A 25,717-nucleotide genomic window follows, 5' to 3' on the forward strand; every position below is an offset into this window, starting at 1 on the left:
GAATTCCGGTCGGTCAAATGATTCCATTTGACCGGAAAGCGCTCTGAAGGAGCCGCCTCAGCCCGCCTGCTCGCGCGCGCTGGCAATGTTGTCGCGGATCTGGTTGGCCGCCGCCGCGGCGTCGCCGTTGCCCGCGACATGGACCCGCGGCAGGGCGAAGCTGATGCCGGCCTCGTCGAACGCCTGCTTGATCTGCCGCAGCGCCGTGCGGCGGAGCACGAACTGCTCGCCCGGCCGCGTCATCATCTTGCACTTGATCTGGATGCCGTATTCGCCGAACTGCTCGACGCCCTGCATCTTGAGCGGCTCCAGGATGTTGGCCGCGTGCGCGGGGTCCTCCGCGAGCTGCTGGCCGATGGTCTTGATGATCTTGCGCGCCTTCTCCAGATCGGTGTCGTAGGCGACGTTGAACGTGAACTTGTCCATCACCCAGTCGCGGCTCATGTTCTGCACCGCGCCGAGCTGGCCGAAGGGCACCGTATAGACCGGGCCACGGTGGTGGCGCAGCTTGACGGAGCGCAGCGAGAACGACTCGACCCTTCCCTTGTAATTGCCGCTCTGGATGTATTCGCCGACCCTGAAGGCGTCGTCGAGCAGGTAGAAGATGCCGCTGATCACGTCCCGGACCAGGGTCTGGGAGCCGAACCCCACGGCAACCCCCACCACGCCCGCGCCCGCGATCAGCGGCCCGATCTCGACGCCGAGCCCCGAGAGCGCCATCATGATGGCGATCACCGCGATCACCACCAGCAGGATATTGCGGAAGATCGGCAGCAGCGTGCGCAGGCGTGCCTGCCGCGCCGGATCGTCGCCGTGGCCGAAGCCGGAGGTGGCCGGTGCCTCCTCGCCATGCGCGCCGGGCGGACCGGCCTGCGCCAGCCGCGCGTCGATCAGGGCCTTGATGAGCTGCCACAGGAAATCGGCGAAGAAGAGCGTGATGACCGCGTTCAGAATGCCGCGCATCAGCCGTTTCAGAGGGGTGGCGTCGTTGGTGAGGGCGATGAGGTCGATGCCCCAAACCTCGGACAGCCAGTATGCCGCGCCGATCACCAGCGCCAGCCGCGCGCCGCGGGTGATGCAGACCTCGATCATGCTGGCGTGGCCGGCATGGACGCCGCTCGACGGACGCAGGAGACGCCTGACGCGCCAGTCGAGAGCCCTGACCAGGACCGGCAGCGTGACGGCGAACGCCAGCAGCCAGAACAGCCCGGTGAGCCCGGCCGCCCACAGCCACCACAGAACGACGCCCAGCACCGTCAGGAGGATGTTGACCGCGCGGGTTCCAAGATGCTTGCGTCCCGCCACCTCGCCGGCCGGACGCTGCCAGACGGACACGAGGCCGATCGCCAGTTGGCCGAGGCCGAGCAGATAGGCGCAGGCCTGCACTGACACCGGCGGTGCTTCGAGCACCCGCAGGGCTTCGATGGTCGCGGCGGCGAGGGCGAAATAGCCGATGAACAGAACAAGCCGGCGGTGCCAGAAGGCGGCTTTCGCCGGCTCGGTCGGCGGGGCGGCGGGAGCGTCGGCGGCGGAAGGGGCGGCGTCCGGCCCGGATGCCTCCGCTTCGGCCTGCGTCTCCGCCACCTCCACCGGGTCGCTGTCCGGCTGCCGGGCCGGCGCCGGATTGACGAGAAGCACCCGCAGCCCGTAATGGGCGAGCAGAATGGCGATGACCGCGAGCGCATAGGCGACCGCGATGCTCTTCAGCACCGGCGGCCATTCGAACAGCAGGAGCGCGATCAGAACGCCCGCCAGAAAACCGAGGGCCGGCAGGGCGGCGATCAGCAGCCGCAGGCCGAGCCGCTGCAGCCTGCCGAGCGGCTCCGGATGGGCCTGCTGCCATTCGCGCGTCGCTGCGCGTCCCCATCGGCGCGTCGTGAACGCCCCCGCCGCGCCGAGGGCGAACGCCGCCAGGGCGAGCCCGCCCGCATACGTCGTGCCGTCGCCGCGGATGGTGCGGACCAGCCGCTCGCCGGCCTCGCCGATCCGGGCCGGCAGATGCGGCAATGTGGCGATGACATCCCGAACGTGCGTGCGGGCGCGGATGATGCGCTGGGCGAGGCTCGCGGATGTGCTGTGGCGCAGATCGACCGCCGCCGGGGCAGGCGGTTCCCGCGTCTGCTGCAGCCATTGCTGTACGGCGGGGTCGGCGAGCAGGTCGAGCAACTGGCGCACCTGTGCCGGCTGCATTTGCGCCGGCTGGCCGGCCTCGGTGCGTGCCGGGCCGTCCGGCGTCGCCGCGTCCTGCGCGGCGGCTTCGCCGCAGAATATCTGGCCGCAGAATATCTGGCCGCAGGAGATCAGCAGCAGGAAGACAAATCCGACGATTCCGGTGACATCGGAAGACAAAGCCCTCACCTCGCCCAACCCCTTCCGGTTCTGCGCTGAATCCGGCAGTTCCGGCTCTCTGTATGAGATGGCGCCGACGGCGCGTCAATGGGCGCATGAGGCGGCCCGAAAACGGGGAAGACCGTCACGGACGTCTTCCCCGGTCGGGCACGGGAGGGAGCGCGGCGCCGTTATGCGGGGGCGGGTGCGCGCTCGGGCACCGGCAGGTTCAGCCAGTCGCGGTAGAAGGTTTCGATGTCGGGCTCGAAATCGTGGATGACGGGGTACCACGGCGTCGGCGCCTCCACGTCGAGCAGCGTGCCGCAGTCCGGGCAGTAATATTCGCGCAGCACCTGCCAAGAGGCGGTGGGGGCCATGAGCCTGGGATAGATTTCCTCGAGGTCCGCCTGGGTGTCGCGCACGCGCACGCGCGCGTGCAGCTTCCAGTTCTCGCTCGCGTCGCAGAAATCGTGGCCGCATTCGCAGCGCACCACCCATTGCCTCGTGTCCCGGCGCTGGACGATGTAGAGCTTGGGTCCGAGCGGCAGCAGGATGCGGTCATCCCACGTCACGCGCTCCTGCAGGATGTCGATGTAGGTGACGAAGCGGTCGGGGTCCTTGGGCGTCGCGAGCATCTGGTGCAGGGTGTCGTGGTCGATGGTGCCGTCGATCAGGTCCGCGATCTTGGTGCGGGTGTAGGAAGCCATGTCGTTTCCTCCGGGTTTTCTGGGATTTGTGCGGGGGTGGGGCGGCGACGCGCGCCGCCCCGGATGCCTCATTCGTCGACGAACCTGACCGTGGTCACGTCCGGCAGTTCGGAGACGTCCATCGAGTAGTTCGCGCCGTAGCTCGGGATGTCGAGGTCTTCCTCGCGCAGGTCCCAGTCCTCCGGCAGCTTCCAGAACGACTTGAAGTCGCCGAGGAACCGGGGGCTCAGCTTGAAGGAGGCCGCGAACATCTGCTGCACCTGCACCTCGGCCTGCTTGGCGACGATCTTCTCGCGCTCGCGGGCGAGCCAGTCGGACACCGGCTCGGACTTGGCGATGCGCTCCTTGCGGATTGCCTGGCGCCGGGTTTCCGTCGCCGCCTCGTCGATGACCTTGCGGCCGTTCTCGTCCGTCAACACCACGCCGTAGACGCGCTCGGCGAAGCGGGGCAGCAGGTAGCCGCCGTCGAGGTCTTCCTGGATGCGCCGCGTCTCGCGGTCGAGCGGATCGCCGAAGCCGGGGCCGCCGCGCAGGTAGTTGAGGTAGAGGTCGTAGTCGGCGAACATCTCCTCGGTGGTGATGGCCTGCTTGTCGCGCTTGATCCCGGCCGCGGGCAGCAGGCCGTCCCATTCCGGATTTTCCGGGTCGGTATCGCCGCCGAGCGGCAGCGGCTTGCCTTCGTCGATGAGGCTCTTGATGTTCGTCTTGTGCGCGGCGAAGCGGTAGCCGGAGGCCGACGGATACCCGCCCATCAGCCCCCAGTCGGAGGTGATGTGGCCGTTGCCCATGAAGAACATGGTCCAGTCCTTGGCGTTCCAGACCATGCGCAGGCTCTCGAACCCGCAGCCGCCGCGGTACTTGCCGTAGCCGGCCGAGTTCGTCTTGATCTTGCGCCCGAGATAGACGAGGGGTTCGGCGAGTTCCCAGATCTCCATGTCGCCCATGTCGCCTTCCGGGTTCCAGATGGCGGCGGCGTGGTCGAGGCCGTCCTTGACGGCGCTCGCGCCCGTGCCCTCGGCGGCGGATTCGAACGAGTTGACGGCGTGGATCTCGTCATACTGGTTGAAGCCGCCGCCCTGCAACCAGTTCGACGTGTTGGCGTTGCCGGCATTGACCTCCTCCAGATAGCCGCGCCCGAAGTAGGAGCGGCTGAGGCCCCGCCACAGCGACGTCCACGACGAGACGAGGAAGTGCCAGGCGTAGGAGAAGGCGACGCGCCGGTCGTCCGGGTTCATCCACGTGCCTTTGGGCAGGCGGAACTCGGTGCCGTAGGCCGCGCCGTCGTTGATCATCTCGGAGGGGATGAGCGTCTGCGTCATCATCACCCAGATGCCGGAGGTGAAGCTCACCGCGTGCGCATTGTACGTGTGCCAGCCCCAGCGCGACGAGCCGTCGAAGTCGAGCCGCCATGTGCCGTCGCCCCGGATGGTGATCTCGGAGGGCGTGTGCATGATGGTGTTGACCTTGGCGAAGTCCGAGGGCACGCGCACGTCCGGATGGTCGTAGGGCACGTCCACGAAGCCCACCTGCCGGTACTTGCCGGGGATGGTCATCGCCCTGATGCGGTTCTGCAGACCCTGGCGGCCGTGTTCCACCGCCTCGTAGGCGAACTTCCAGTAGTTCTCGATGCCTTCCTCGGCGATCACGTCCTCGACGAGCTGGCGGATCATGTGGCAGCCGGCGACGCGGGTGCGCTCGTCCAGCACCCAGTAGCGCGTGGTGCGCACCATGCGCTGGCTCTCGTGCAGCCAGTCGCGGAACAGCGTGTCGTCGGCACCGATCTTGCGGCAGGTGATCTGGTAGCCGTCGCCGAAGCGCTGCACCTGCCCCGTCGACATCGAGCCCGGCCCGACCGAGCCGGTGTCGATGACGTGGGTGACGCCGCCGACCCAGCCGATCAGCTCGCCTTCCCAGAAGATCGGCACGATGGTGTGGATGTCGCACGGGTGGACGTTGCCGAGCAGGCAGTCGTTGTTGCAGAAGATGTCCTTGTCGTTGACGCCGGGGTTCTGCTCCCAGCCGTTCTCGATCATGTACTTGATCGCCGCGCCCATGGTGCCGACGTGGATGATGATGCCCGTCGAGGTCAGGATCGAGTCGCCGGCCGCGTTATAGAGCGTGAAGCACAGCTCGCCCTCCTGCTCCACGATGGGGGAGGCGGCGATCTTCTTCGCCGTCTCGCGCGCGTCGACGACGCCGGCGCGCAGGCGCGAGAACAGCTTGTTGTAGAGAATGGGCTGCGAATCGCGCAGTTCCAGCCTCTCCAGCCCGGCGTAGTGGCCGGTGGTCTTGGTCGCGTCCATCAGCCGGTCGCGGTGCTCTTTCAGCGTCTCGCCGCCGCGCACGATGCCGCGCGCCGACTCTGCGAGGGCTTCCTTGCGAACATTGACGTTCATGATGTTTCCTCTCCGAAATTGTCGTTGCGGCTCGGCTCACACTTCCTTGAGGTGGAACAGGCGGTGGCCGTCGAGCCACGTCTCGAACCCGTCGGGCACGACGAAGGTGGTCGCGTCCGATTCGATGATCGCGGGACCGGCGATGCGGTTGCCGGGCAGCAGCGCCTCCATGCGATAGAGCTGCGCGTCGACCCAGCGCTTCCTGCGGTAGAATTTTCGCGTGCCGAGATAGGCTTCCTCGGGCGGCGTCGGACCATGCTCCGGCTCTTTCGGGATCTTCGGCTTCGGGATCGGCACCGAGCCGCGCATGATGGCGCCGGTCACCGAATAGCCGAGCTCGGGCGAGCGGGCGGAAGCGGCGTAGACGCGCCCATAGGTGTCGTTGAAGGCGTCGACGAGCTGGTTCCAGTCGTCGGTGGTGGAAACCGCGGGCAGCGGCGACTCGATCTCGAGATCGTTGAGCTGGCCGCGATACTGCATGCGGTAGCCGGGCGTCAGCGTGACCTGCTCCGGCGAGTAGCCGTTGAGCCTGAACTCCTCCAGCACGTTCTCGCGCAGCTCCTCCCACGCCTGCTGGAGCGTTTTCGAGGCCGCCTCGCGGTCGCTGTCCGGCGCGTCCGGGGGCAGGTTGATGTCGAGGCTCTTGTCGTAGCGGTATTCGAAGTCGGCGGCCGCGCAGCCGAAGGCCGAGAAGCCCGCGGCCCACGCGGGCACGATCACGTCCTCGAAGCCGAGACCCTCGGTGTAGCCGTAGGTATGCACCGGCCCGGCGCCGCCGTAGGAGAAGCACACGAAGCTCGCCGGGCTATAGCCCTTGCCCGAGATCATCGAGCGCAGGTAGTCGCGCAGGTCCGAGTCGAGGAGTTCGATGACGCCCGCCGCCGCGTCCTCGACCGACAGGCCGAGCGGGTCGGCGATCTGCTCCTTGATGGCGGCGATCGCCCGCTCGCGGTCGAGCTTGATGGTGCCTCCGAGGAAGTTGTCCGGGTTGAGATAGCCGAGCACCACATGGCAGTCGGAGATGCTGACCGTCTCGATGCCGCTGTCGGCCCAGCAGACGCCCACTCGATAGCCGGCCGAATCCGGGCCGAGCTTGATCGCCTTGGTGTAGGGATCGAGGCGGATGAAGCTGCCCGCGCCGGCCCCCACCGAGTCCATGGCGACGAGCGGCAGCGAGAGCACGAGCCGCGCCATGTCCGGGTCGTTCTTGATGGTGAGCTCTCCCTGCGTGATCAGCGCCACGTCGAAGGAGGTGCCGCCGATGTCGGAACAGGCGATGTTCTTGTATCCCAGCACCTCGCCGAGATACTTGGCGCCGATCACGCCGCCGATAGGGCCGGAGACGATGGTGCGCGCCAGTTCCTTCGCCTTCCACGAGATGGTGCCGCCGTGGGTCGCCATGACGCGGAAGTCGAACTTGGTGCCGCGCTCCTTGAAGCTGTCGGATATCTTTTTCAGCGTCTGCCGGGAGGGTTCGGCCGCGTAGCCTTCCAGAATGGTGGTGTTGGTGCGGTGGGTTTCCTTGCGCACGGGGTAATAATCGGCGGAGGCGAACACGGGGATGGTCTTGCCGCTCCGCTTCACCGTCTCCAGCACGATGTCGCGCACGCGCCGCTCGTGCGCGGGATTGCGGTAGCTGTGCAGCAGGCTGATGACGATGCCCTCGACATCCTGGTCGATCAGCTCCTGCGCGGCCTTCGCCGCCGTATCCTCGCGCAGCGGGATGATGACGGTGCCGAACATGTCGGTGCGCTCCACGACGCCGCGCGTGAGATGGCGCGGCACCAGCGGCGGATCGTAGCGGTGGGTGTTGAGGTGGATGCGGTCCTCGTAGGCATAGCCCAGATACGCCTGGATGGCGCGGCCCATGCGGTGGAAGTCCTCGAGGCCCTGGTTGACGATGAGGCCGCATTTCAGGCCCTTGCGCTGCACCACGCGGTTGAGCATGGCGGTGCCGGAATAGACGCCCGTCTGCAATTGCGAAAGCGCGTCGTCGAGCGCGATGTTCCAGGCGGAGAGGCCGTCGATGCTGGATTCGATCAGCCCGATGGCCTCGTTCTGCGGCGTGCTCTGCGCCTTGCCGACGACGAACTCGCCCTCTGCATCGACGAAGAACGTATCCGTCATCGTGCCGCCGGCGTCGATGCCGAGCACCTGCACGCTCCGGGCGGGCAAGTCCTTGTTATGGACATTCATGAAGTTACCTCCCTTGGGTGGGTATTCTTGGGTCGGTATTCTTGTGCGAAGCCGAATCGCCTGCCGATCGGTTCGCCGTTCAGGGAGCAAGGGGCGTGCCAGGGGGCGAGCCAAGGCGCCGCGACGGGGAAAATCCGGCGAACGTCAAGGCGTTCGCCCTTCTTCGGAGGAGAAGGGCCGTGCCCGGCTCCTGTCGGCGCGGTGTCGTGTCCGCCGGATATCGGACAATGCCCTGTCCGGATTCCGGACAGGATAGATCAATGTATTGATGTGAAACCGGCAGCGCACGCAACACGACTTGGCAATCGCCCGTAAACACGGTTATGCTACGTGGCCCAATTGCGCCGGCCACAGAGAAGCGCGGCGGGTGGGGGAAACGTTGGACGGTCGACAGACAACGGGCGCGCCGGCGATGGGCGCCCCGGGGCGGCGACCGGCGGCAGGTGCCGCATGCACGCCCGTCTGCGCCTTCCTCCTGATGCGCCGTGCCGCCGCCGATACGGCTATCGGCCCGCGCGGCGGCACGACGGGAAGGAAACTGCTGTGAACGAACGCAAGATTCGGCAGGCATGGGAGTCGTTCGTTTCCGAGGGCCATGTGCCGCCGGATTTCCGGCAGGACATCGCGGAATCGTGGGTGCGCTCGCGCGGCTATTCTGGCATCGCCCGCCGGCGCAACGCCCCGAAGCTGCCGGAACCCGAGCTCTACCGCCGCAAGCACGAGAACCGTGCGCTGCTGAACGCCGCCCGCCGCGCGCTGGCGCGCACGGCGGACTTTCTGGCCGACGCGAATTCCATGATCATTCTCACCGACGCGGCCGGCCTCATCATCGAGACGAGGGGCGATCCGCGCGTCATTGACTCCGGCCGCGACATCCATCTGGAGCGGGGCGGGCGATGGGCCGAGAACGACATCGGCACCAACGCCATCGGAACGGCGATCGCGGTCAGGCGCCCGGTCCAGATCCACGCCGCGGAGCACTATTGCGAGGACGTGCAGCGCTGGACCTGCGCCGCGAGCCCCATCCGGCATCCGGTCGATCAGGACATGCTCGGGGTCGTCGACATATCCGGGCCGGTCAAGACCTTCAATCCGCAGAGCCTTGCGCTTGCCGTCTCCGTCAGCCAGCAGATCGAGGCGCTGCTGCTGCAGAACGTGCAGGACACGCGCGAGGAACTGCTGCGGGTTTTCCTGTCGCGGCGCTCGCGCTGGCAGAACGACGAGATCGTGGTGCTCGACAGCCGTGGCGCCATCATCTACGCCACCGATGCGGGTCTGGCGGCGCTGGCGCTGGATCATCCCGACATCGCCGCCGGGCGCTCCATCGACCAGTTGCGCGGCGTGCCGCTCAGCCTGTGGCAATCGCTGGTTCAGGGCAGCCTGCCCAGCGCCGAGATCGAGATCATCGGTGCCGCGCAGCGCCACGGCATGGCCGAGGGCCAGAGCCTGACGGATGGCCAGATCGGCGCCGTGCTCACCTTCCCGAGCCGCCGCCGGGCGCGCCCCGCCGCCGTGAAAGCCCCGGCCGGCGACACCGTCGCCCTCGACGACATCCTGGGCGAGAGCCCGGCCATGCGGGAGACGTTCGAGCGGGTGCGGCGCATGGCCGCGAGCCGCGCGCCGGTGCTGATCGAAGGCGAGACCGGCGTCGGCAAGGAGCTGTTCGCCCGGGCGATCCACGCCATGGGCGCCGCCGCGGGGGCCCCGTTTATCCCCGTGAACTGCGGCGGCATGTCGCGCGATCTCATCGCCAGCGAGATCTTCGGCTACGAGAAGGGCGCCTTCACCGGCGCGGACGATCAGGGCCGGGCCGGGCGCATGGAGGCGGCGGACGGCGGCACCCTGTGCCTCGACGAGGTCGGCGAGATGCCGATGAGCCTGCAGCCCTATCTGCTGCGGGTGCTGGAGGACGGCGTCGTCTACCGCGTCGGCTCCAACGTCGGCCGGTCCGTCAATGTCCGCCTGATCTCGATGACGAACCGGGACATGCTGTCGGAAGTCGACGGCGGCAATTTCCGCCGCGACCTGTACTACCGGATCGCGACGCTGCGGCTCGTCATCCCGCCGCTGCGCGAGCGCGGCGACGACGTGCTGCTCATCGCCGAGCACATGCTGCATCGCAGCGCCCGCGCCATGGGCCTGCCGACGCCGATGCTCGACAACGAGGTGCGCGACCTGTTCCGGCGCTATCCGTGGCCCGGCAATGTGCGCGAGCTGCGTAACGTGGTGGAGAACATGGTCGTCCTCGGCAGCGCGTATCTGACGATGCGCGAGGTCCCCGGGGAAATCGTCCGCACCGTTGCGGGCGGCCGGCATGGGCCGGCGCGCGGCGAGGCGGCGGGGTCTGTCCATGCGGACATGTCCGCGCCGGGCGCCGGCGACGACCGGCTGCAGCAATGGAGCGAGGCGCAGCGCGCGGTCATCGAGCGCGAACTGGCGCAGACGGGCGGCAACATCTCGCTGACCGCGAAGCGGCTCGGCATCGCACGCTCGACGCTCTATGCCAAGCTCGACAAATACGGCTTCCGCCGCGACGGATGAGCCGGGCGCCGCCCGCCCCCGCAGGCTTTGCCTCATCGCGCTTGCGTCATATCATGTCCCGGTAGCCGGCCGCGGACGCGTTCATTCCACCGATACGCCAATAGAGAATAGGTTACGAACCGGCAGGGGTATAGTTCTATGCTTTTTTGACCAAAATCAATACTTCGGATCGATTGAAGACCGTCCCCCAATTGAGCCCGCTCCCATTACAGGAATACCCGACAAAAGAAACAACGTATAAAAATAATTATAATAATTAAAAACTATAGCGATTATAGTCGCGCATTATTGTGTTATTTTGTTGACGATCAATATTTGATCGTATAGGCGTTGCCTGAGCTATTCTGCGGATAGGTTAAAGACGAATCTGTCTCCGCGGGGACGGGTTTGCGGCTCTTTGATTGTGCTTGACGAGATGGAGGGACGGGCGATGACGGAGTTTTCTGTTGAAGAGGGTGCGTTGGGTGACGATTCTGGCGGTTCGCAGGGCCGGGTCGTTGCGCCGCTGCTGATATTGTCCTCGGTGTTCTCGGCAACAGCTGCCTACGGCCAGAACGCCGCCGAGACGAGCCAGAACGGAGAAGGCGAGAACGGTCTCGCGCTGCCCACGGTCACCGTCGTCGGCGACCAGCCCGTCAACACCCTGCAGCGCAGCACCGGCCTCGCCCGCCTGCCGACCAGCATTCAGGACACGCCGCAGACCATCAACGTGATCAGCCGCGAGGTGATCGAGGAGCGCGGCCTCGCCAGCCTCTCGGACATCGTCACCCAGGTGCCCGGCATCACCATGAGCGCGGGCGAGGGCGGCGGCGGCGGCCAGCGCGGCGACAACTTCAACATCCGCGGCTTCAGCGCCCAGGGCAACATCTTCACCGACGGCATCCGCGACATCGGCATCTACAACCGCGACGCCTTCAACCTGGAGCAGGTCGAGGTGCTGAAGGGCCCCTCCGGCTCCACCCTCGGGCGCGGCGGCGGCGGCGGTTCGATCAACCTCGAAACCAAGCGGCCCAAGCCTTACAGCTTCGTGGAGTTCAACGGCACCATCGGTACCGATTCCTACTATCGCGGCACCGTGGACGCCAACTACGCCGTCAATGACGAAATCGCCGTGCGCCTCAACGTGCTCGGCTTCGACCGCGAGTTCGCCAAGCGCGACCACGCCGACCTCACGCGCTGGGGCATCGCGCCGTCGTTCACCTTCGGCCTGAACAGCGACACCAAGATCTCGATCGACTACCTGCACCAGTCCGAGGACGGGCGGCCGGACAACGGCGTTCCGCGCTTCGGCGTATCGATCGCCCAGGGTGGCGACGGCATCGCCCGTCCGGTGACGAAGCTCGGCGTGCGGCAGGCCAATTACTACGGCTATACCAACGATTTCGAGGACATGGTCGCCGATGTCGGCACCCTGCGCATCGAGCACAGGTTCAACGACAACTTCGACATCCTCAACGTCAGCCGCATCGGCCGCTATGATCTCGACCGCTTCGTGACGGTCATGCAGCCGTCGACCCTCTACAGCCCGCTGAACTGCCCGGCGCTGACCGCCTCCTGCGTCAGCACCAACCACGTCCGCCAGTCCCGCGGCCAGGTCGCCCACACCTACCAGAACCAGACGACCCTGAACGCGAAGTTCGAGACCGGCCCCTTCAAGCATCAGGCGGTGATCGGTGTCGATTTCAGCCGCGAGGTCTACGACCAGTTCGCCTACAACGTGTCGACGCCCAACCCCCCGACGCTCCTCAACGTCCATTTCCCGGCCTTCGCCTTCGCGCCCCAGACGCGCACGCGCAGCCGCACGGACAATCACGTCGTCGATACGGCCGGTATCTCCGTCTACGACCGCATCGAGCTCGGGCACGGGTTCTTCGTCGTCGGCAGCGGCCGTTTCGAGGATTACTCCATCGATTCCGAGAGCAGGAACGGTGCCGGCACCGTCACCGGCGTCTACAAGGGCAGCGACAGGCTGTTCAGCTGGCAGGCGGCGCTCGAATACAAGCCCGCCGAAAACCAGACCTACTATATCTCGGCCGGCACCGCCGAGCTGCCTGCCTCGCCCTCGACCGGCTACCAGAGCGTCACCTCGACCAGCGGCATCGCCTCGGACCCCGAGCGCACGACCTCCATCGAGGCGGGCGCGAAGTTCAGCCTGCTCGACGACCGGCTTGGCCTCGGCGCCGCCATCTTCCATATCGAGCGCACCAACGCCAACGATTACGACAGCGCCACCGGCGAGTTCATCAAGCGTGACGATACCCGCATCGCGCGCGGCATCGAGTTGCAGGCCACGGGGCGGATCACCGACAAGTGGTCGATCAACGCCGGCTATGCCTATATCGACACCGAGATCGAGAAGCCGGGCGATCCCACCGACGGGCAGGAAATGGCGCTCACGCCCAAGCACTCGGGCTTCATCTGGACCACCTACCAGATCACCGACGCCATTCTCGTCGGCGGCGGCGCGACCTATGTCGGCGAGCGTTGGACGAGCGACTTCAACCCGAGCCTGACCGCCGTCAACGGCCAGCTGCCCTCGCACTGGCAGTTCGACGCCGTGGCGCGGTGGAAGGTGCACGAGCACTTCGAGCTGCAGTTCAACGCCCAGAACATTTTCAACGAGAAGGTGTTCCTGCGCTCGCACGGCGCGCGGCACATGGTGCAGGCCCCCGGCCGAACCTTCCTGCTGACCGCCAAGGCGACTTTCTGAAGTTCGGCTTTCCGAAGTTCGACGTTTCGATCGTCCGTCCCGCGCCGCAGCGGCGGCGCGGGCATCCTGGAAACCGCGTCATGCTCATCACCATCCCCGACCTGCTGACGGCCGCCGAGGTGGCGCATTGCCGCCATGTGCTGGAGGCGACGGACTGGATCGACGGGCGCACCACCGCCGGCGGGCAGGCGGCGCGCATCAAGCTCAACCTCCAGGTGCCGCAGGATTCGCCTGCCGCGCGCGAGGCGGGCGAGATCGTGCTGCGCGCGCTCGGGCGCCATCCCGCCTTCACCTCCGCCGCCCTGCCGCTGCGCATCCTGCCGCCCATGTTCAACCGCTACGACACGGGCATGAAGTTCGAGGCCCACGTCGACAACGCCATCCGCTCCGTGCCGTCCGGGCTGATGCGCACCGACGTGTCGTCGACGCTGTTCCTGACGCCGCCCGAGGACTATGACGGCGGCGAGCTCGTGGTGCACGACACCTATGGCGTGCACAAGGTGAAGCTGCCGGCGGGCCATATCGTGGTCTATCCGGCGACGAGCCTGCACAGCGTCACGCCGGTGACGCGCGGCAGCCGCTGGGCGAGCTTCTTCTGGACTCAGTCCATGATCCGCAGCGACGAGCGGCGGGCCATGCTCTATGACCTCGACGACGCCATCCAGCAGTTGCGGCAAGTCCACGCCGACGAACACCCGGCGGTGATCAAGCTGACCGCCCATTACCACAATCTCCTGCGCCAATGGGCCGAAACCTAGCCGGGGAGGGGCCGACGCCCGCCAGCGGCGGGGCATCGGCCTCCCCTCCGCCCGCTCCCGACATATCATTGTGCGCCGGCGGCCCGCTGACGATCGCGCTGGGACAGACGCCGCGCGAGGCGGCGAGGCGGCTCGCGGAGGCGGCGCGCCTCGGCTTTCCGGACGCCCAGCTCATCCTCGCCCAGCTCTATCTCGACGGCCACGGCGTGGAGCGCGATACGCGGGCCGCGTATCGCTGGTTCAGCCAGGCGGCGGCGGGCGGGCGGGTGGAGGCCCTCAACATGATCGGCCGCTGCCATGAACTCGGCTGGGGCGTGCCCGCCGATCCGGCGCTGGCGGCGGTGTGGTACCGGCGCGCCGCGCGCCGGGGCCATGCATGGGCGCGCTTCAACCTCGCCGGGCTGCTGCTCGACGGGCAGGGTGTCGCCCAGGACGCGCGCGGCGCGCTGGCGCTCTATGTGCAGGCGGCGCGCCAGGGGCACGCCAAGGCGATGACCATGATCGGCCGCTTCTGCGAGGAGGGCTGGGAACGGCGCCGCAACCCCGCTGCCGCGGCGCGCTGGTATCGGCGCGGGGCGGACGGTGGCGACTTCCGCGGCCACTTCAACCTCGCGCTGCTGCTGCTGGCGCAGGGGAATGCCGAGGAGGCGCGCGGACGCCTGGCGCGGGCCGTCGAGGCGGCAACGCCGGTGTTCTGCCGCGACGTCGCGGACGGGCTGCTCCGCCATCCCCACGAGGCGATACAGGCGCTCGGCCGCCGCTGCCTGGCGCGCGCCTGCGAAACCCGCGATCCGGCCGACATCGCCCGTTACGATGCGCTTCTGGCCGGCGGCGTCATCACCTTCCGCGCCGCTCCCGATCCGGCGCGTTCCGCCGCGCTGCCGGCCGCCTTTCTCGCCGGCGGGGCGCGCATGCCGCGCCGCTCGCTGCTGGCGCGGCTCGGGTCGTTCTGGCGGGGCAGGTGAGACCAAAGGCCGATGAGCCTCGCTCACCGGCCTCTGGTGATGCCTGCGCGGCGCATGATCGACACCCACCCGGCATCGGTCGAAGACCGCGGCCGACGGTATGAGAGGATGAAGACCATGACCGCCATCCCCGCCGACATCGTCTCGCTTGGCGACTACGAACGTTACGCGGCGGCGCGGCTCCCGAGGGACCGCTGGGCCTATATCGCCGGCGCCGCGGCCGACGGGCTGGCGCACCGGCACAACCGCGAGGCCTTCGACACTCTCCGGCTCAACGGCCGGATCTTCGCCGACATGGCGGACGCCACAACCGGCGGGCAATTGTTCGGCGAGGCGTTCCGCTATCCCGTCATCCTCGCGCCGACGGCCTATCACCGGCTCGCCCACCCCCAGGGGGAAATCGCCACCGTGCGCGGCGCGGGCGCGGTCGGCGGCTGGGCGGTGGTCAGCATGCAGGCGAGCCATACGCTGGAGGAGATCGCCACTGTCGCCGCATCGCCGCTGTGGTTCCAGCTCTATCTGCATCAGGAATGGCCGGTCACGCTCGCCCTCGTGCGCCGGGCCGAGGCGGCGGGCTACAGGGCGCTCGTCGTCACGGGCGATGCCACGGTGGCGGGCCTGCGCAACGACGAGCAGCGCGCCGGCTTCCGCCTGCCGCCCGGCATCGCGGCCGTCAACCTGCCCGCCGACGCCTTGCGGTCCGTCGAGGCGCCGCCGGGCGAGAGCCCCGTGTTCAGCGCCATGCTCCGCCACGCGCCGGTGTGGGAAACGCTCGCCAGCCTGTGCCGCGCGACGGCGCTGCCGGTGCTGGTCAAGGGCGTCATGCACGCGGACGACGCCCTGCGCGCGCTCGACGCCGGCGCGCGGGGCATCATCGTCTCCAACCATGGCGGCCGCGCGCTTGACGCGGCCCCTGCGACCATCGAGGTGCTGCCGGACATCGCGCGCCGCCTGCCGCGCGATGTCCCGCTGCTGCTCGACGGCGGCGTGCGCCGGGGCACGGATATCGTCAAGGCGCTGGCGCTCGGGGCGCATGCCGTGCTGGTGGGCCGCCCCGTCCTGCATGCGCTCACTGTCGCCGGGGCGGCGGGCGTGGCGCACATGCTCACGCTGCTGCGCGCCGAACTCGAGGTCGCCATGACCCAGACCGGCTGCGCCACGCTTGCCGCCATCACCGAAGCCGTTGTCCGGTGCGCTCCGGTGAGCGCCGCCGCGGATAGCCCGCAAGGCTGACCTCCCGCCCGGCCATTGATGCCGATCAAGGCGCGCCGCCGCGCAAAGCGGTAGTCAGGCAGTTGAGGAGGAGAGGCCATGCCCACCCATCTCTCCATGTGCGGCCAACATTCCATGCCCGGCCGTCTTTCCGCGCCCTCCGGTCTTTCAGGGGCCGCCCGTCCTGCCCCCGCCCACGACCGTCAGGTGTCCATCGGCCCGCTGCGGCTCGCCGGTGGCCTCTGCGTGCCTGAAGAGGCGGCAGCGCTGGTGGTGTTCGCCCACGGCAGCGGCTCCAGTCGCCTCAGTCCCCGCAACCGGATGGTCGCCGAAGCGCTGAACGGGCGGGGCATGGCGACGCTGCTGTTCGATCTGCTGACCGCCGATGAGGAGGCCGAACGCGCCAATGTGTTCGACATCGCGCTGCTCGCGGAACGTCTGACCCACGCCGTGCGCTGGATCGACGGCGAGCCGGATCTCGCCGATCTGCCGCTCGGTTTCTTCGGTGCCAGCACCGGGGCCGCCGCCGCTCTCGTCGCGGCGGCGGGGCTCGACGGCCGAGTCGGCGCCATCGTCTCGCGCGGGGGCCGCCCCGACCTTGCCGCTCACGCGCTGGCGGCGGTGCGCGCGCCGGTGCTGCTGATCGTCGGCGGCGAGGATCGTGATGTCCTGCGGCTGAACCGGCAAGCCCTCGTGCACCTGACAGGGACGAAGGCGCTTGAGGTCGTGCCCGGCGCGACGCATCTCTTTCCGGAGCCCGGCGCCATGGAGGCCGTGATCGAGCTTGCCGCCGGCTGGTTCGAGCGCCATCTTGCGCCATCCGCTTCGGCAAGATCACCATCCGCGCCGTCCGGCGCGTAACCGGGACATCGCCATGCCGTTCAGGGACCGTATCGACGCAGGCCAGCGACTGGCGAAGGCGCTTTCGCCCTACAAGGCGGAAAGGCCGGTGGTGCTCGCCCTGCCGCGCGGCGGCGTGCCCGTCGCCGCCGAGATCGCCGGGGAACTCGATGCGCCGCTCGACCTCGTCCTCGTGCGCAAGATCGGCGTGCCGTTCCACCCGGAACTCGCCATGGGCGCGGTGGTGGACGGCCCCGCGCCGCTGACCGTGGTCAACCGGAACATCGTCGCCGCGAGCGGCGTCAGCGAGGCGGTGTTCAACCGGGTACGCGACCGGGAACTCGTGGAGATCGAGCGGCGGCGCGAGCGCTATGTCGGCCGGCGTGCCCATCCGGAGATCGCCGGGCGCACGGTCATCGTCGTCGACGACGGCGTCGCCACCGGCGCGACCACCCGCGCCGCCCTGCAGGCGGTGCGCGCGCGGGGGCCGGCCAGGGTCGTGCTCGCGATCCCGGTCGCGCCGACGGATGCGCTGGCGGAACTGAAGAGCGAGGCCGACGAGGTCGTCTGCCTCGAAGACCACGCGGATTTCGGCGCGATCGGCTATTTCTACAAGGACTTCCGGCAGGTGTCCGACGAGGAGGTCGTCGGCCTGCTGGCGCAGCATCCGCCGGAGCCGCCCACCGGCTGAAACCGTGGTTGTCCGCTGCCGGCTTTGGCCGGCATCTTTGGCCTGCGTCAAGGAACCGTCCGCCCCAGGGGCTTAGACAAGGTGAAGCCCGGATGCATTCATAAAGTGGAAAAAGACATGACCACGCCGCTGCTGGAGAAATATGGCGCAGCCCGCCTGCCGCGATACACCAGCTATCCGACGGCACCGCTTTTCTCCTCCGCTGTCGACGCGCGCCAGTACGGCGAGTGGCTCGACGCGCTCGCGCCCGATACGCGCACGGCGCTCTATCTGCATGTCCCCTTCTGCCGCGTCATGTGCTGGTATTGCGGCTGCCACACCAGCATCACCCGGCGCGACGATCCGGTCGAGGATTATCTCGCCGTGCTCGGGGAGGAGATCCGCCTCGTCGCGGAGCGCGCCGGAGAGCGGGCGATCGTCGACGACGTGCATTTCGGCGGCGGCACGCCCACCATCATGCGCCCCCAGGCTTTCCTCGACCTGATGGGCATCCTGCGCCGGCATTTCCGCCTTCATGACGGCACGGCGATCGCCGTCGAGATCGACCCGCGCACGCTCACCCGCGACATGGCCTTCGCGCTCGGGGAGGGCGGCGTGCGCCGCGCCAGCCTCGGCGTCCAGAGCTTCGACCCCAAGGTGCAGCAGGCCATCAACCGCATCCAGAGCGCCGCGCGCACGGCGCAGGCGATGGCCGACCTGCGCGCCGCCGGTATCACCGGTATCAACGTCGACCTGATCTACGGCCTGCCGCACCAGACGGAGCGCTCCTGCATCGACACGGCGCTGGCCGCCGTCGCCATGCGGCCGGAGCGGTTCGCCGTGTTCGGCTACGCGCACGTGCCCGCGTTCAAGAAGCACCAGCGGCTGATCGACGAGCGCGCGCTGCCCGACGCCCGCGCGCGCAACGCCCAGGCCGAGGCCATCGCCGCGACACTCGTCGGCGCCGGCTACCGGCGCATCGGCCTCGATCACTACGCCCTGCCGGACGACGCACTGGCGCGGGCGCAGGAGGCGGGCCGGCTGCGGCGCAACTTTCAGGGCTACACGACCGACGCCAGCGAGGCCCTGATCGGGCTCGGCGCGTCGTCCATCGGCCAGATGCCGCAGGGCTTCGCGCAGAACGAGGTCGCGACCGGCGCCTACGCGCGGCGTGTCCGCAACGGCGGCCTCGCCACTGCCAAGGGCTATCGCCTGACCCGCGAGGACCGGCTGCGCGCCGCCGTGATCGAGCGGCTGATGTGCGACTTTACCGTCGATCTCGCCGCCGTCGGCTGCGCCCAAGGCGTGGACGCAGGCTTCCTCGTGGAGGGCAACGATGGGCTCGACGCGCTGTGCCGAGACGGCATCGCGACCGTCGATGGCGACGTCATCCGCGTCCGCGACGACCACCGTTTCCTGATCCGCACGGTCGCCGCCTGCTTCGACGCGTATCTCGGCGGCAGCGGGCGCACCCACGGACAAGCCGCCTGACCCCCGCTGGCGGCGGCCCGTTATCTCCTGTAAAAATGGACGACGCGGCACGGTTTGCCGCCAAGGGAGATGAGCCATGTCCCATGCAGTCACGATTGCCGGCGGGCGTCTTGAACTGAAACTGCCGATCGTGCAGGCGCCGATGGCGGGCGTCTCCACCCCTGCGCTGGCGGCGGCCGTCAGCAACGCCGGCGGCCTCGGCTCGCTGGGCGTCGGGGCCGGCACGGCCGAGGCCGCCTGGCAGGCGCTGGCCGATACCCGGGCGCTCACGAAGGGGCCCGTCAATCTCAACGTCTTCTGCCACCAGCCCGCCGTGCGCGACGCCGCGGTGGAGCAGGCGTGGCTCGCGCGGCTCGCGCCCGAATTCCGCCGCTACGGCGCCGAGCCACCGCAGGCCATCGACGAGATCTATCGCAGCTTCGTCGTGGACGACGACATGCTGGCGCTCTTCCTGCGCGAGAAGCCGGAGGTGGTGAGCTTCCACTTCGGCTTGCCATCGGCGGAGAGGATCGCGGCCCTCAGGCAGGCCGGCATCGTGCTTTTCGCCAGCGCCACGAACCTCCTCGAAGCGCGCGCGGTCGAGGCGGCGGGTATCGACGCGGTGGTGGCCCAGGGCTATGAGGCCGGCGGCCATCGCGGGGCGTTCGATCCCGATGCCCCCGACGACCGGCTCGGCACCGTCGCACTCACCCGCCTGCTGGTGCGCGAGCTGTCGGTGCCGGTGATCGCGGCCGGCGGCATCATGGACGGCGCGGGTATCGCCGCGGCGCTCGATCTCGGCGCGGTCGCGGCGCAGCTCGGCACGGCTTTCGTCGCCTGCCACGAATCGCAGGCGGACAAGCGCTACCGGGCGGCGCTGGAGTCGTCGTCGGCGTATCATACCGTCATGACCCGGGTGATCTCCGGCCGTCCGGCGCGCTGCCTCTCCAACCGGTTCACGACCTGGGGCGAGGCCGTGGCGGCGGCCCACGTACCGGCCTATCCCGTCGCCTACGACGCCGGCAAGGCGCTGCACGCGGCGGCGAAGCTCGCGGACGAAGGGGGCTACGGCGCCTATTGGGCGGGACAGGGCGCGCCGCTGGTGCGCGCGCTGCCCGCGGCCGAGCTGGTCGAGATCCTCGGCCGCGAGTTGAACGAGGCGCGGCCATCGCCCGGCTGACGTCGCCAATCAGGAGGAAAGCGGCATGAGCAACGATCTGGACGGCAACGCGCTGAAATTCTTCATCGACGGCGTATGGGTCGATCCGGCCGAGCCGAGGGTGCTCGACGTCATCGACCCATCCACGGAAGAGGCGTTCGCGCAGATTTCCATTGGCGCGGCTGCCGACGTCGACAGGGCAGTGGCGGCCGCGAAGGCGGCGTTCGAGGCGTTTTCGACAACCTCCCGCGACGAGCGGCTCGCGCTGCTGCGGCGCATCCTGACGGCCTACAACGAGCGCTACGAGGACATCGCCCGGGCCGTGAGCCGGGAGATGGGCGCGCCGATCACCTTCGCGCGCAAGGCGCAGGCCGCGGCCGGGCGGGCGCATCTCGAAGCCGCCATCGAGGCGCTGGAAAACTTCACCTTCGAGGAGAGCCGCGGCACGACGCGCATCCTGCGCGAGCCGATCGGCGTCGCCGGCCTCATCACGCCGTGGAACTGGCCGCTGAACCAGATCGTCTGCAAGGTCGCCCCCGCGCTTGCGGCGGGCTGTACGGTGGTGCTGAAGCCGTCCGAAGTCGCGCCGCTCAACGCCGTCATCTTCGCCGAGGTGGTGGAGGCGGCCGGCGTGCCGAGGGGCGTCTTCAACCTCGTCAACGGCACCGGCCCCGATGTGGGGCAGGTGCTGGCCGGTCACCCCGATGTCGATCTCGTCTCCTTCACCGGCTCGACGCGGGCGGGCATCATCGTCGCCAGGACGGCGGCCGACACGGTCAAGCGCGTGGCGCAGGAACTCGGTGGCAAGTCGGCCAACATCGTGCTGCCCGACGCCGATTTCGAGCGCGCGGTCAGAAAGGGCGTGCTCGGCTGCTTCGATAATTCCGGCCAGTCGTGCGACGCGCCGACCCGCCTGCTGGTGCCAGCCGACCGTCACGAGGAGGCGCTGGCGATCGCGCGGAGAGTGGCGGAAAGCGTCAAGGTGGGCGATCCGCGCGACGGGAACACCACCCACGGGCCGGTAGTGAGCGCGGTGCAATACGACAAAATCCAGCGCCTGATCGAGGCCGGCATTGCCGAGGGCGCGACGCTCGTCACCGGCGGCCCCGGCCGGGCGGAAGGATTTTCGCGCGGCTACTACGTGCGCCCGACCGTGTTCGGCCATGTCACCAACGACATGACCATCGCCCGCGAGGAAATCTTCGGGCCGGTGCTCTCCATCCTGTCCTACGCGGACGAGGAGGACGCCGTCGGCATCGCCAACGACACGGTGTACGGCCTTGCTGCCTATGTCCAGTCGCAGGACATCGAGCGGGCGCGCCGCGTGGCGCGGCGGCTGCGGGCGGGCTCCGTCTTCCTGAACTATCCCGAATGGGACGTGCACGCGCCCTTCGGCGGCTACAAGCAGTCCGGCAACGGGCGCGAATACGCCGACTGGGGCATCCACGATTTTCTGGAGATCAAGGGCGTGCCGGGCTGGGGGTGAGTGATGCCCGGCGGCCGACCTCAGATATAGATGGAGGTCGCGATGATGAAGAAGATCAGCACGCCCACGACGTCGTTGGATGTGGTGATGAAGACGCCCGTGGCCACGGCGGGATCGAGCCCCAGGCGTTTGAGCGCCAGCGGCACCATCGAGCCCACCACCGACGCCTGAACGGTGACCACCACCAGCGACAGCAGGGCCGTGATCGCCAGCAGCGCTGGCCGGTCGATGTCGAGGAAGTTGGACAGCAGCAGGATGCCGGCGCCGATGATGAGGCCGACGATCGCGCCGTTGATCAGCGCGCCGCCCAACTCGCGCACGACGCGGCCGGCGATGTCGCCCACCCACAGCGCGTTCGACGCCAGCGCCTGCACCGTGATGGTCGACGCCTGAATGCCGGCGTTGCCGGCGAGCGACATGACGATGGGAATGAGGCTCGCCAGAATCGCGGCCTCCGTCAGCGCTTCCTCGTAGGAGCCGACGACGAGGGCGGCGATGCTGGAGCCGATGAGACCCGCCGTGAGCCACGGCAGGCGGCGGGGCACGATCCGGAGCGGGCCGTCCATGGCGCTGGCATCGGCGGCAAGACCCGCCATCAGCTTCATGTCCTCCTCGGCCTCCTCGCGGTCGATTTCCCGCAGCTCCTCGGCGGTGATGATGCCGAGCAGCGCGCCACTCGCGTCGACCACCGGCAGCACCGGCAGGTGCTCGCGCTCGGCGATGCGCGCCACCTCCTCCCGGTCCGTATCGGCGGAGACGGTGACGATGTCGGAACGCATGACGGTGCCGACGACCGTGTCGGTCGGATAGAGCACCAGATCGCGCACCTTGAGATAGCCGACGAGCTGGCGGCCGCCGTTGGTGACGTAGACCGCATACAGGCGGTCGATGGTATCGGCGTTGCGGCGGATCTCGTCGATCACCTGGCCGACGGTCCAGTCCTGCGGCACGGCGACGAGACGCCGGCGCATGACCGCGCCCGCCGTTTCGTCGATGTAGGCGAGGGCGGCGCGCACCTCCTCCGCCAGGGGGTGGGCGGCGAGCGCGGCCTCGACGATGTGGTCCGGCGCGTCGGCGAGGAAATCGGCCGCATCCGCCACCGGCATCTTGGCGGTGATGCGGGCGATGCGCTTTTCGCCGTCCGCGTCGAGCAGGCTCTCCCGGATCGAGGGATCGAGCTCCTCAAGGGCGGCGAGGCTTGGCGCATCCGGCACCAGCCGCAGCAGCGCGCGGGCGCGCTTGGGCTTCAGCAGCAGAATGAGCCGCGCCACCTCGGAGGGCAGCAGCGCGCTCACGGCGGTGAGCTCCGCCTCGGAACCGCTCTTGAGCAGGGCATTGAGACGGTCGAGAGGTTCGGCCTCACCCAGGGACGCGCGCCGCAAGTCCTCGAGCCGCAAGTCTTCGATCAGCATGAGCGTGTTCCGTATGCGCGATGGCCGTGGGGCATGGTCCGATCAGGGGCGGCCGGACGATGCTCCACGATCCCAATCCTTGAGCGAATGCCGACCGATCAGAGGCTTCCATCTGAAGGACGGGCGTTCCGGTGTGAAACTCGTTCCGGTGTGAAACTCCTGGCCACTCATAGCCGTGTTCTGATGCAGTTTATTGACGGATTTTCGCCCCCTGCGTCTTCAGGCCGGACGGAAGGCCGGACGGGAGGCCAGGGGGAGCGACGGGCGCGATGAACCGTCCCGTTTTCCATATACGTGAAGCACGGAACGGCGGTACGCCCCCCTTTGTGATGCCGGAGAAGCCGCAAGCGGCGGGGGAACATATCGGCCGCGCAGCTCTACAGGTATTTCCGGGTGGAATTGCTGGAGGATGCGCATATCCATACTAAAATGTCACACGGGTGAACATTATATGCTTATTTGATGTAAATATGGGCGGCAATTATCCGACTCCGCATGACGGATAATCAACACATCGCCTTCTTCTCGCCGAAGGCGCAGGCATATATTAGGCGTCAAAATTTTTTCCACGTAAGTGATTGTATTTAAATGGATAAATATTTTTTGACCGATTTTGGCCGGCTCTTGTAATCAATCTGTCGCGAACTCGTGTCCAATAATCCACCGCAATCAGCCTGGAGAGTTGAACATGAAATCCGCCTTCCTCCGTTATGTTGTTGCCGCATTCGTCGGTATGGTCGTCGCGAGCGCACCGGCTCTCGCACAGAACGTCCGCGTCAGCGGCGCGGGCGCCAGCTTCCCGTTCCCGCTCTATTCCGCCTGGTTCCAGAAGTACAGCCAGATCACGCCCGGCGTCCGGATCGACTATCAGTCGACGGGCAGCGGCGCCGGTGTCCAGCAGTTCACTCAGCGCCTTATCGACTTCGCCGGCAGCGACGCGGCTATCACCGACGAGCAGATCGCTCAGGTCGAAGGCGGTGTCGTGGCTCTGCCGCTGACGGCCGGTGAAATCGTCCTCGCCTACAACCTGCCCGGCGTCGACGAACTCAGGCTGCCTCGCGAGGTCTACCCGCTGATCTTCACGGGCGAGGTCAACCGCTGGAACGACCCGCGCATCGTCGAAGCCAACCCCGGCGTGACGCTCCCCGACCAGACGATCACGGTCGTGCGCCGTTCGGACAGCTCGGGCACCACTTTCGTGTTCACCCAGCACCTGAGCGCCATCAACGAATCCTTCAAGGAGAAGCTTGGCGCGGGCACCACAGTGCAGTGGCCGAGCCTGCCGAACTTCGTCGGCGCGCCGCGCAACGACGGCATCACCGCGACCGTCGCCCAGACCCCGGGCGCCATCGGCTACATCGAATTCGGTTTCGCCAAGCTGTCGAACACCCCCTTCGCGCTGCTCGAGAACAAGTCGGGCGAGTTCGTGAAGGCCGGTGGCGAGGCCGGCCAGGCCGCGCTCGCCAGCGCCGACTTCTCCGGCGACGACCTGCGCATCTGGGTGACGGACCCCGAGGATCCGAAGGCCTACCCGATCGCGACCTTCACCTGGCTGCTGTTCTTCAAGAAGCACGGCAACGATGAGATCGCCGCTGCCCTGCGCGACTTCGTCAAGTGGGCGGCGACGGACGGCCAGGCGATGGCCGACGAGCTCGGCTACATCCCGCTGCCGCAGGTTGTCGTCGACCGGGTTATCGCCGAGTCCGCCAACATCCAGTAAGCCGTTGGCGGCATGAACGGACACAGCTCCCGGGCTTTTGGGGCCCGGGAGCACACTGCGCCGACGAGGTCATCCGTTGTCGGCCGATCCGCAACAGGGCTGCAAGCGCACGGCGGGTCGTTCATTGCGGGTTGTTCGTGGCCGATGGTTCATCAACAAGGTGACGCAAGATGGCTCAGCTCAAGCTTACCTCACTGTCCGAGAAATCCATTTCGCAAAACCCTTCCGGCGCCGAATACGCGGCCGACCGCGGTTTCAAGGGGCTGGCCCTTGCCTGCGGTATCGGCACGATCCTGCTGCTCGTCGCGGTTCTCATCATCATTGGCGGCGAAGCGACTCCCGCAATCTCCAAGCACGGCTTCAGCTTCCTGACGAGCGCCGTCTGGGCGCCGGGGCGGGGCGAGTTCGGTATCCTGGCCGAGATCTGGGGTACGCTCTACAGCTCGATCCTCGCGCTCGTCATCGCCGGTTTCTTCGGCGTCTCCATCGCCATCTTCCTGACGCAGGACTTCCTGCCGCCGGCGCTGGCGCAGGTGTTCCGCACCATCGTCGAGATGCTGGCCGCCATCCCCTCCGTGGTCTACGGCCTGTGGGGCATTTTCGTCGTCATTCCGGCAATCCGGCCGCTGGCGAACTGGCTGCACGAGTATCTGAGCTTCATTCCCTTTTTCAGCACGTCCTTCGGCGGCCCGGGCATGGCGCCCGCCGTCATCGTGCTCGCCATCATGGTGCTGCCGACGGTGGCCGCGATCTCGCAGGACGCCTTCCGCCTCATCCCCTACAAGGTCAAGGAAGCGGCCTACGGCATGGGTACCACCCGCTGGGAGGCGATCCTCAAGGTCATGTTGCCGACCGCCTCGGGCGGCATCTTCGCCTCGCTCGTGCTGGGCTTCGGCCGCGCGCTGGGTGAGACCATGGCGCTCGCCATGATCATCGGTAACGCCAACCAGATCAGCCTCTCGCTGTTCTCGCCCGCCAACACCCTGGCGTCGCTTCTGGCCTCGACCTTCCCGGAGGCGGGCCAAATCGAGCGCGAGGCGCTGATGTTCGCGGCCTTGGCCTTGTTGTTCATCACCTTCATCGTTAACGTCGCGGGAACGATCATCATGTCGTTCGCGGGCAAGCAACAGACGACCTGAGGGGGCAA

Annotated in this window: 17 protein-coding genes; 12 read left to right on the top strand and 5 right to left on the bottom strand. The window is 67.9% G+C overall.

Translation table 11 applies throughout. The annotated features are described in order from the left end of the window. Positions 1–57 precede the first annotated feature (57 nt). The 4 genes from ACUSIJ_RS02190 to ACUSIJ_RS02205 form a co-directional block, all read right to left on the bottom strand. The gene (locus ACUSIJ_RS02190) at positions 58–2,349 is read right to left on the bottom strand and encodes a mechanosensitive ion channel family protein (protein WP_449306721.1); all 2,292 of its coding nucleotides are present in this window, start codon (positions 2,347–2,349) and stop codon (positions 58–60) included. A 170-nt stretch (positions 2,350–2,519) separates the two neighbouring features. Beyond that, positions 2,520–3,035 carry an acetone carboxylase subunit gamma gene (locus ACUSIJ_RS02195; protein WP_449306722.1) on the bottom strand — a complete coding sequence of 172 codons (516 nt, stop codon included), beginning with the start codon at positions 3,033–3,035 and terminating at the stop codon, positions 2,520–2,522. Between the two features lie 68 nt (positions 3,036–3,103). After that, the gene (locus tag ACUSIJ_RS02200) at positions 3,104–5,431 is read right to left on the bottom strand and encodes a hydantoinase B/oxoprolinase family protein (protein ID WP_449306723.1); all 2,328 of its coding nucleotides are present in this window, start codon (positions 5,429–5,431) and stop codon (positions 3,104–3,106) included. A gap of 36 nt (positions 5,432–5,467) precedes the next feature. Next, on the bottom strand, positions 5,468–7,627 hold the full coding sequence (locus tag ACUSIJ_RS02205) for a hydantoinase/oxoprolinase family protein (protein ID WP_449306724.1): 2,160 nt from the start codon (positions 7,625–7,627) through the stop codon (positions 5,468–5,470). 543 nt (positions 7,628–8,170) lie between these two features. On the opposite strand from ACUSIJ_RS02205, the gene ACUSIJ_RS02210 reads away from it, so the two are divergent. The 10 genes from ACUSIJ_RS02210 (at position 8,171) to ACUSIJ_RS02255 (ending at position 21,438) form a co-directional block, all read left to right on the top strand. Beyond that, complete coding sequence (locus ACUSIJ_RS02210) at positions 8,171–10,168, top strand: sigma-54-dependent Fis family transcriptional regulator (protein WP_449306725.1); 1,998 nt, start codon at positions 8,171–8,173, stop codon at positions 10,166–10,168. A 430-nt stretch (positions 10,169–10,598) separates the two neighbouring features. Beyond that, positions 10,599–12,878, top strand: a complete 2,280-nt coding sequence (locus tag ACUSIJ_RS02215) for a TonB-dependent receptor (RefSeq protein ID WP_449306726.1) — start codon at positions 10,599–10,601, stop codon at positions 12,876–12,878. Between the two features lie 80 nt (positions 12,879–12,958). Next, on the top strand, positions 12,959–13,636 hold the full coding sequence (locus ACUSIJ_RS02220) for a Fe2+-dependent dioxygenase (RefSeq protein WP_449306727.1): 678 nt from the start codon (positions 12,959–12,961) through the stop codon (positions 13,634–13,636). Continuing rightward, positions 13,621–14,601, top strand: coding sequence for a tetratricopeptide repeat protein (locus ACUSIJ_RS02225; protein WP_449306728.1), 981 nt, complete (start codon positions 13,621–13,623; stop codon positions 14,599–14,601). Before ACUSIJ_RS02220 ends, ACUSIJ_RS02225 begins: the two co-directional genes overlap by 16 nt. 117 nt (positions 14,602–14,718) lie before the next feature. Beyond that, the gene (locus tag ACUSIJ_RS02230; protein ID WP_449306729.1) at positions 14,719–15,834 is read left to right on the top strand and encodes an alpha-hydroxy acid oxidase; all 1,116 of its coding nucleotides are present in this window, start codon (positions 14,719–14,721) and stop codon (positions 15,832–15,834) included. 78 nt (positions 15,835–15,912) lie between these two features. Continuing rightward, a complete protein-coding gene (locus ACUSIJ_RS02235; protein ID WP_449306730.1) occupies positions 15,913–16,674 on the top strand; it encodes a dienelactone hydrolase family protein in 762 nt (253 codons plus the stop codon). Between the two features lie 13 nt (positions 16,675–16,687). Then, complete coding sequence (locus ACUSIJ_RS02240; protein ID WP_449306731.1) at positions 16,688–17,344, top strand: phosphoribosyltransferase; 657 nt, start codon at positions 16,688–16,690, stop codon at positions 17,342–17,344. Positions 17,345–17,461: 117 nt separating this feature from the next. After that, entirely contained in the window at positions 17,462–18,814 is a 1,353-nt protein-coding gene (gene hemN, locus ACUSIJ_RS02245; RefSeq protein WP_449306732.1) for an oxygen-independent coproporphyrinogen III oxidase, read from the top strand. A gap of 76 nt (positions 18,815–18,890) precedes the next feature. Beyond that, positions 18,891–19,973 carry an NAD(P)H-dependent flavin oxidoreductase gene (locus ACUSIJ_RS02250; protein WP_449306733.1) on the top strand — a complete coding sequence of 361 codons (1,083 nt, stop codon included), beginning with the start codon at positions 18,891–18,893 and terminating at the stop codon, positions 19,971–19,973. Positions 19,974–19,998: 25 nt separating this feature from the next. Next, the gene (locus ACUSIJ_RS02255; protein WP_449306734.1) at positions 19,999–21,438 is read left to right on the top strand and encodes an aldehyde dehydrogenase family protein; all 1,440 of its coding nucleotides are present in this window, start codon (positions 19,999–20,001) and stop codon (positions 21,436–21,438) included. A 20-nt stretch (positions 21,439–21,458) separates the two neighbouring features. Here the strand turns inward: ACUSIJ_RS02255 and mgtE are convergent, their stop codons facing one another. Next, entirely contained in the window at positions 21,459–22,850 is a 1,392-nt protein-coding gene (gene mgtE / locus ACUSIJ_RS02260; RefSeq protein ID WP_449306735.1) for a magnesium transporter, read from the bottom strand. A 688-nt stretch (positions 22,851–23,538) separates the two neighbouring features. Between mgtE and pstS the strand changes: the two genes are divergently transcribed. Next, a complete protein-coding gene (gene pstS, locus ACUSIJ_RS02265) occupies positions 23,539–24,570 on the top strand; it encodes a phosphate ABC transporter substrate-binding protein PstS (RefSeq protein WP_449306737.1) in 1,032 nt (343 codons plus the stop codon). Positions 24,571–24,740: 170 nt separating this feature from the next. Continuing rightward, positions 24,741–25,709 (top strand): phosphate ABC transporter permease subunit PstC, encoded by a 969-nt coding sequence (gene pstC, locus ACUSIJ_RS02270; RefSeq protein WP_449306738.1) that lies wholly within the window; start codon positions 24,741–24,743, stop codon positions 25,707–25,709. The last annotated feature ends 8 nt before the right edge of the window (positions 25,710–25,717 follow it).

The sequence above is a fragment of the Pseudochelatococcus sp. B33 genome, from assembly GCF_053570585.1.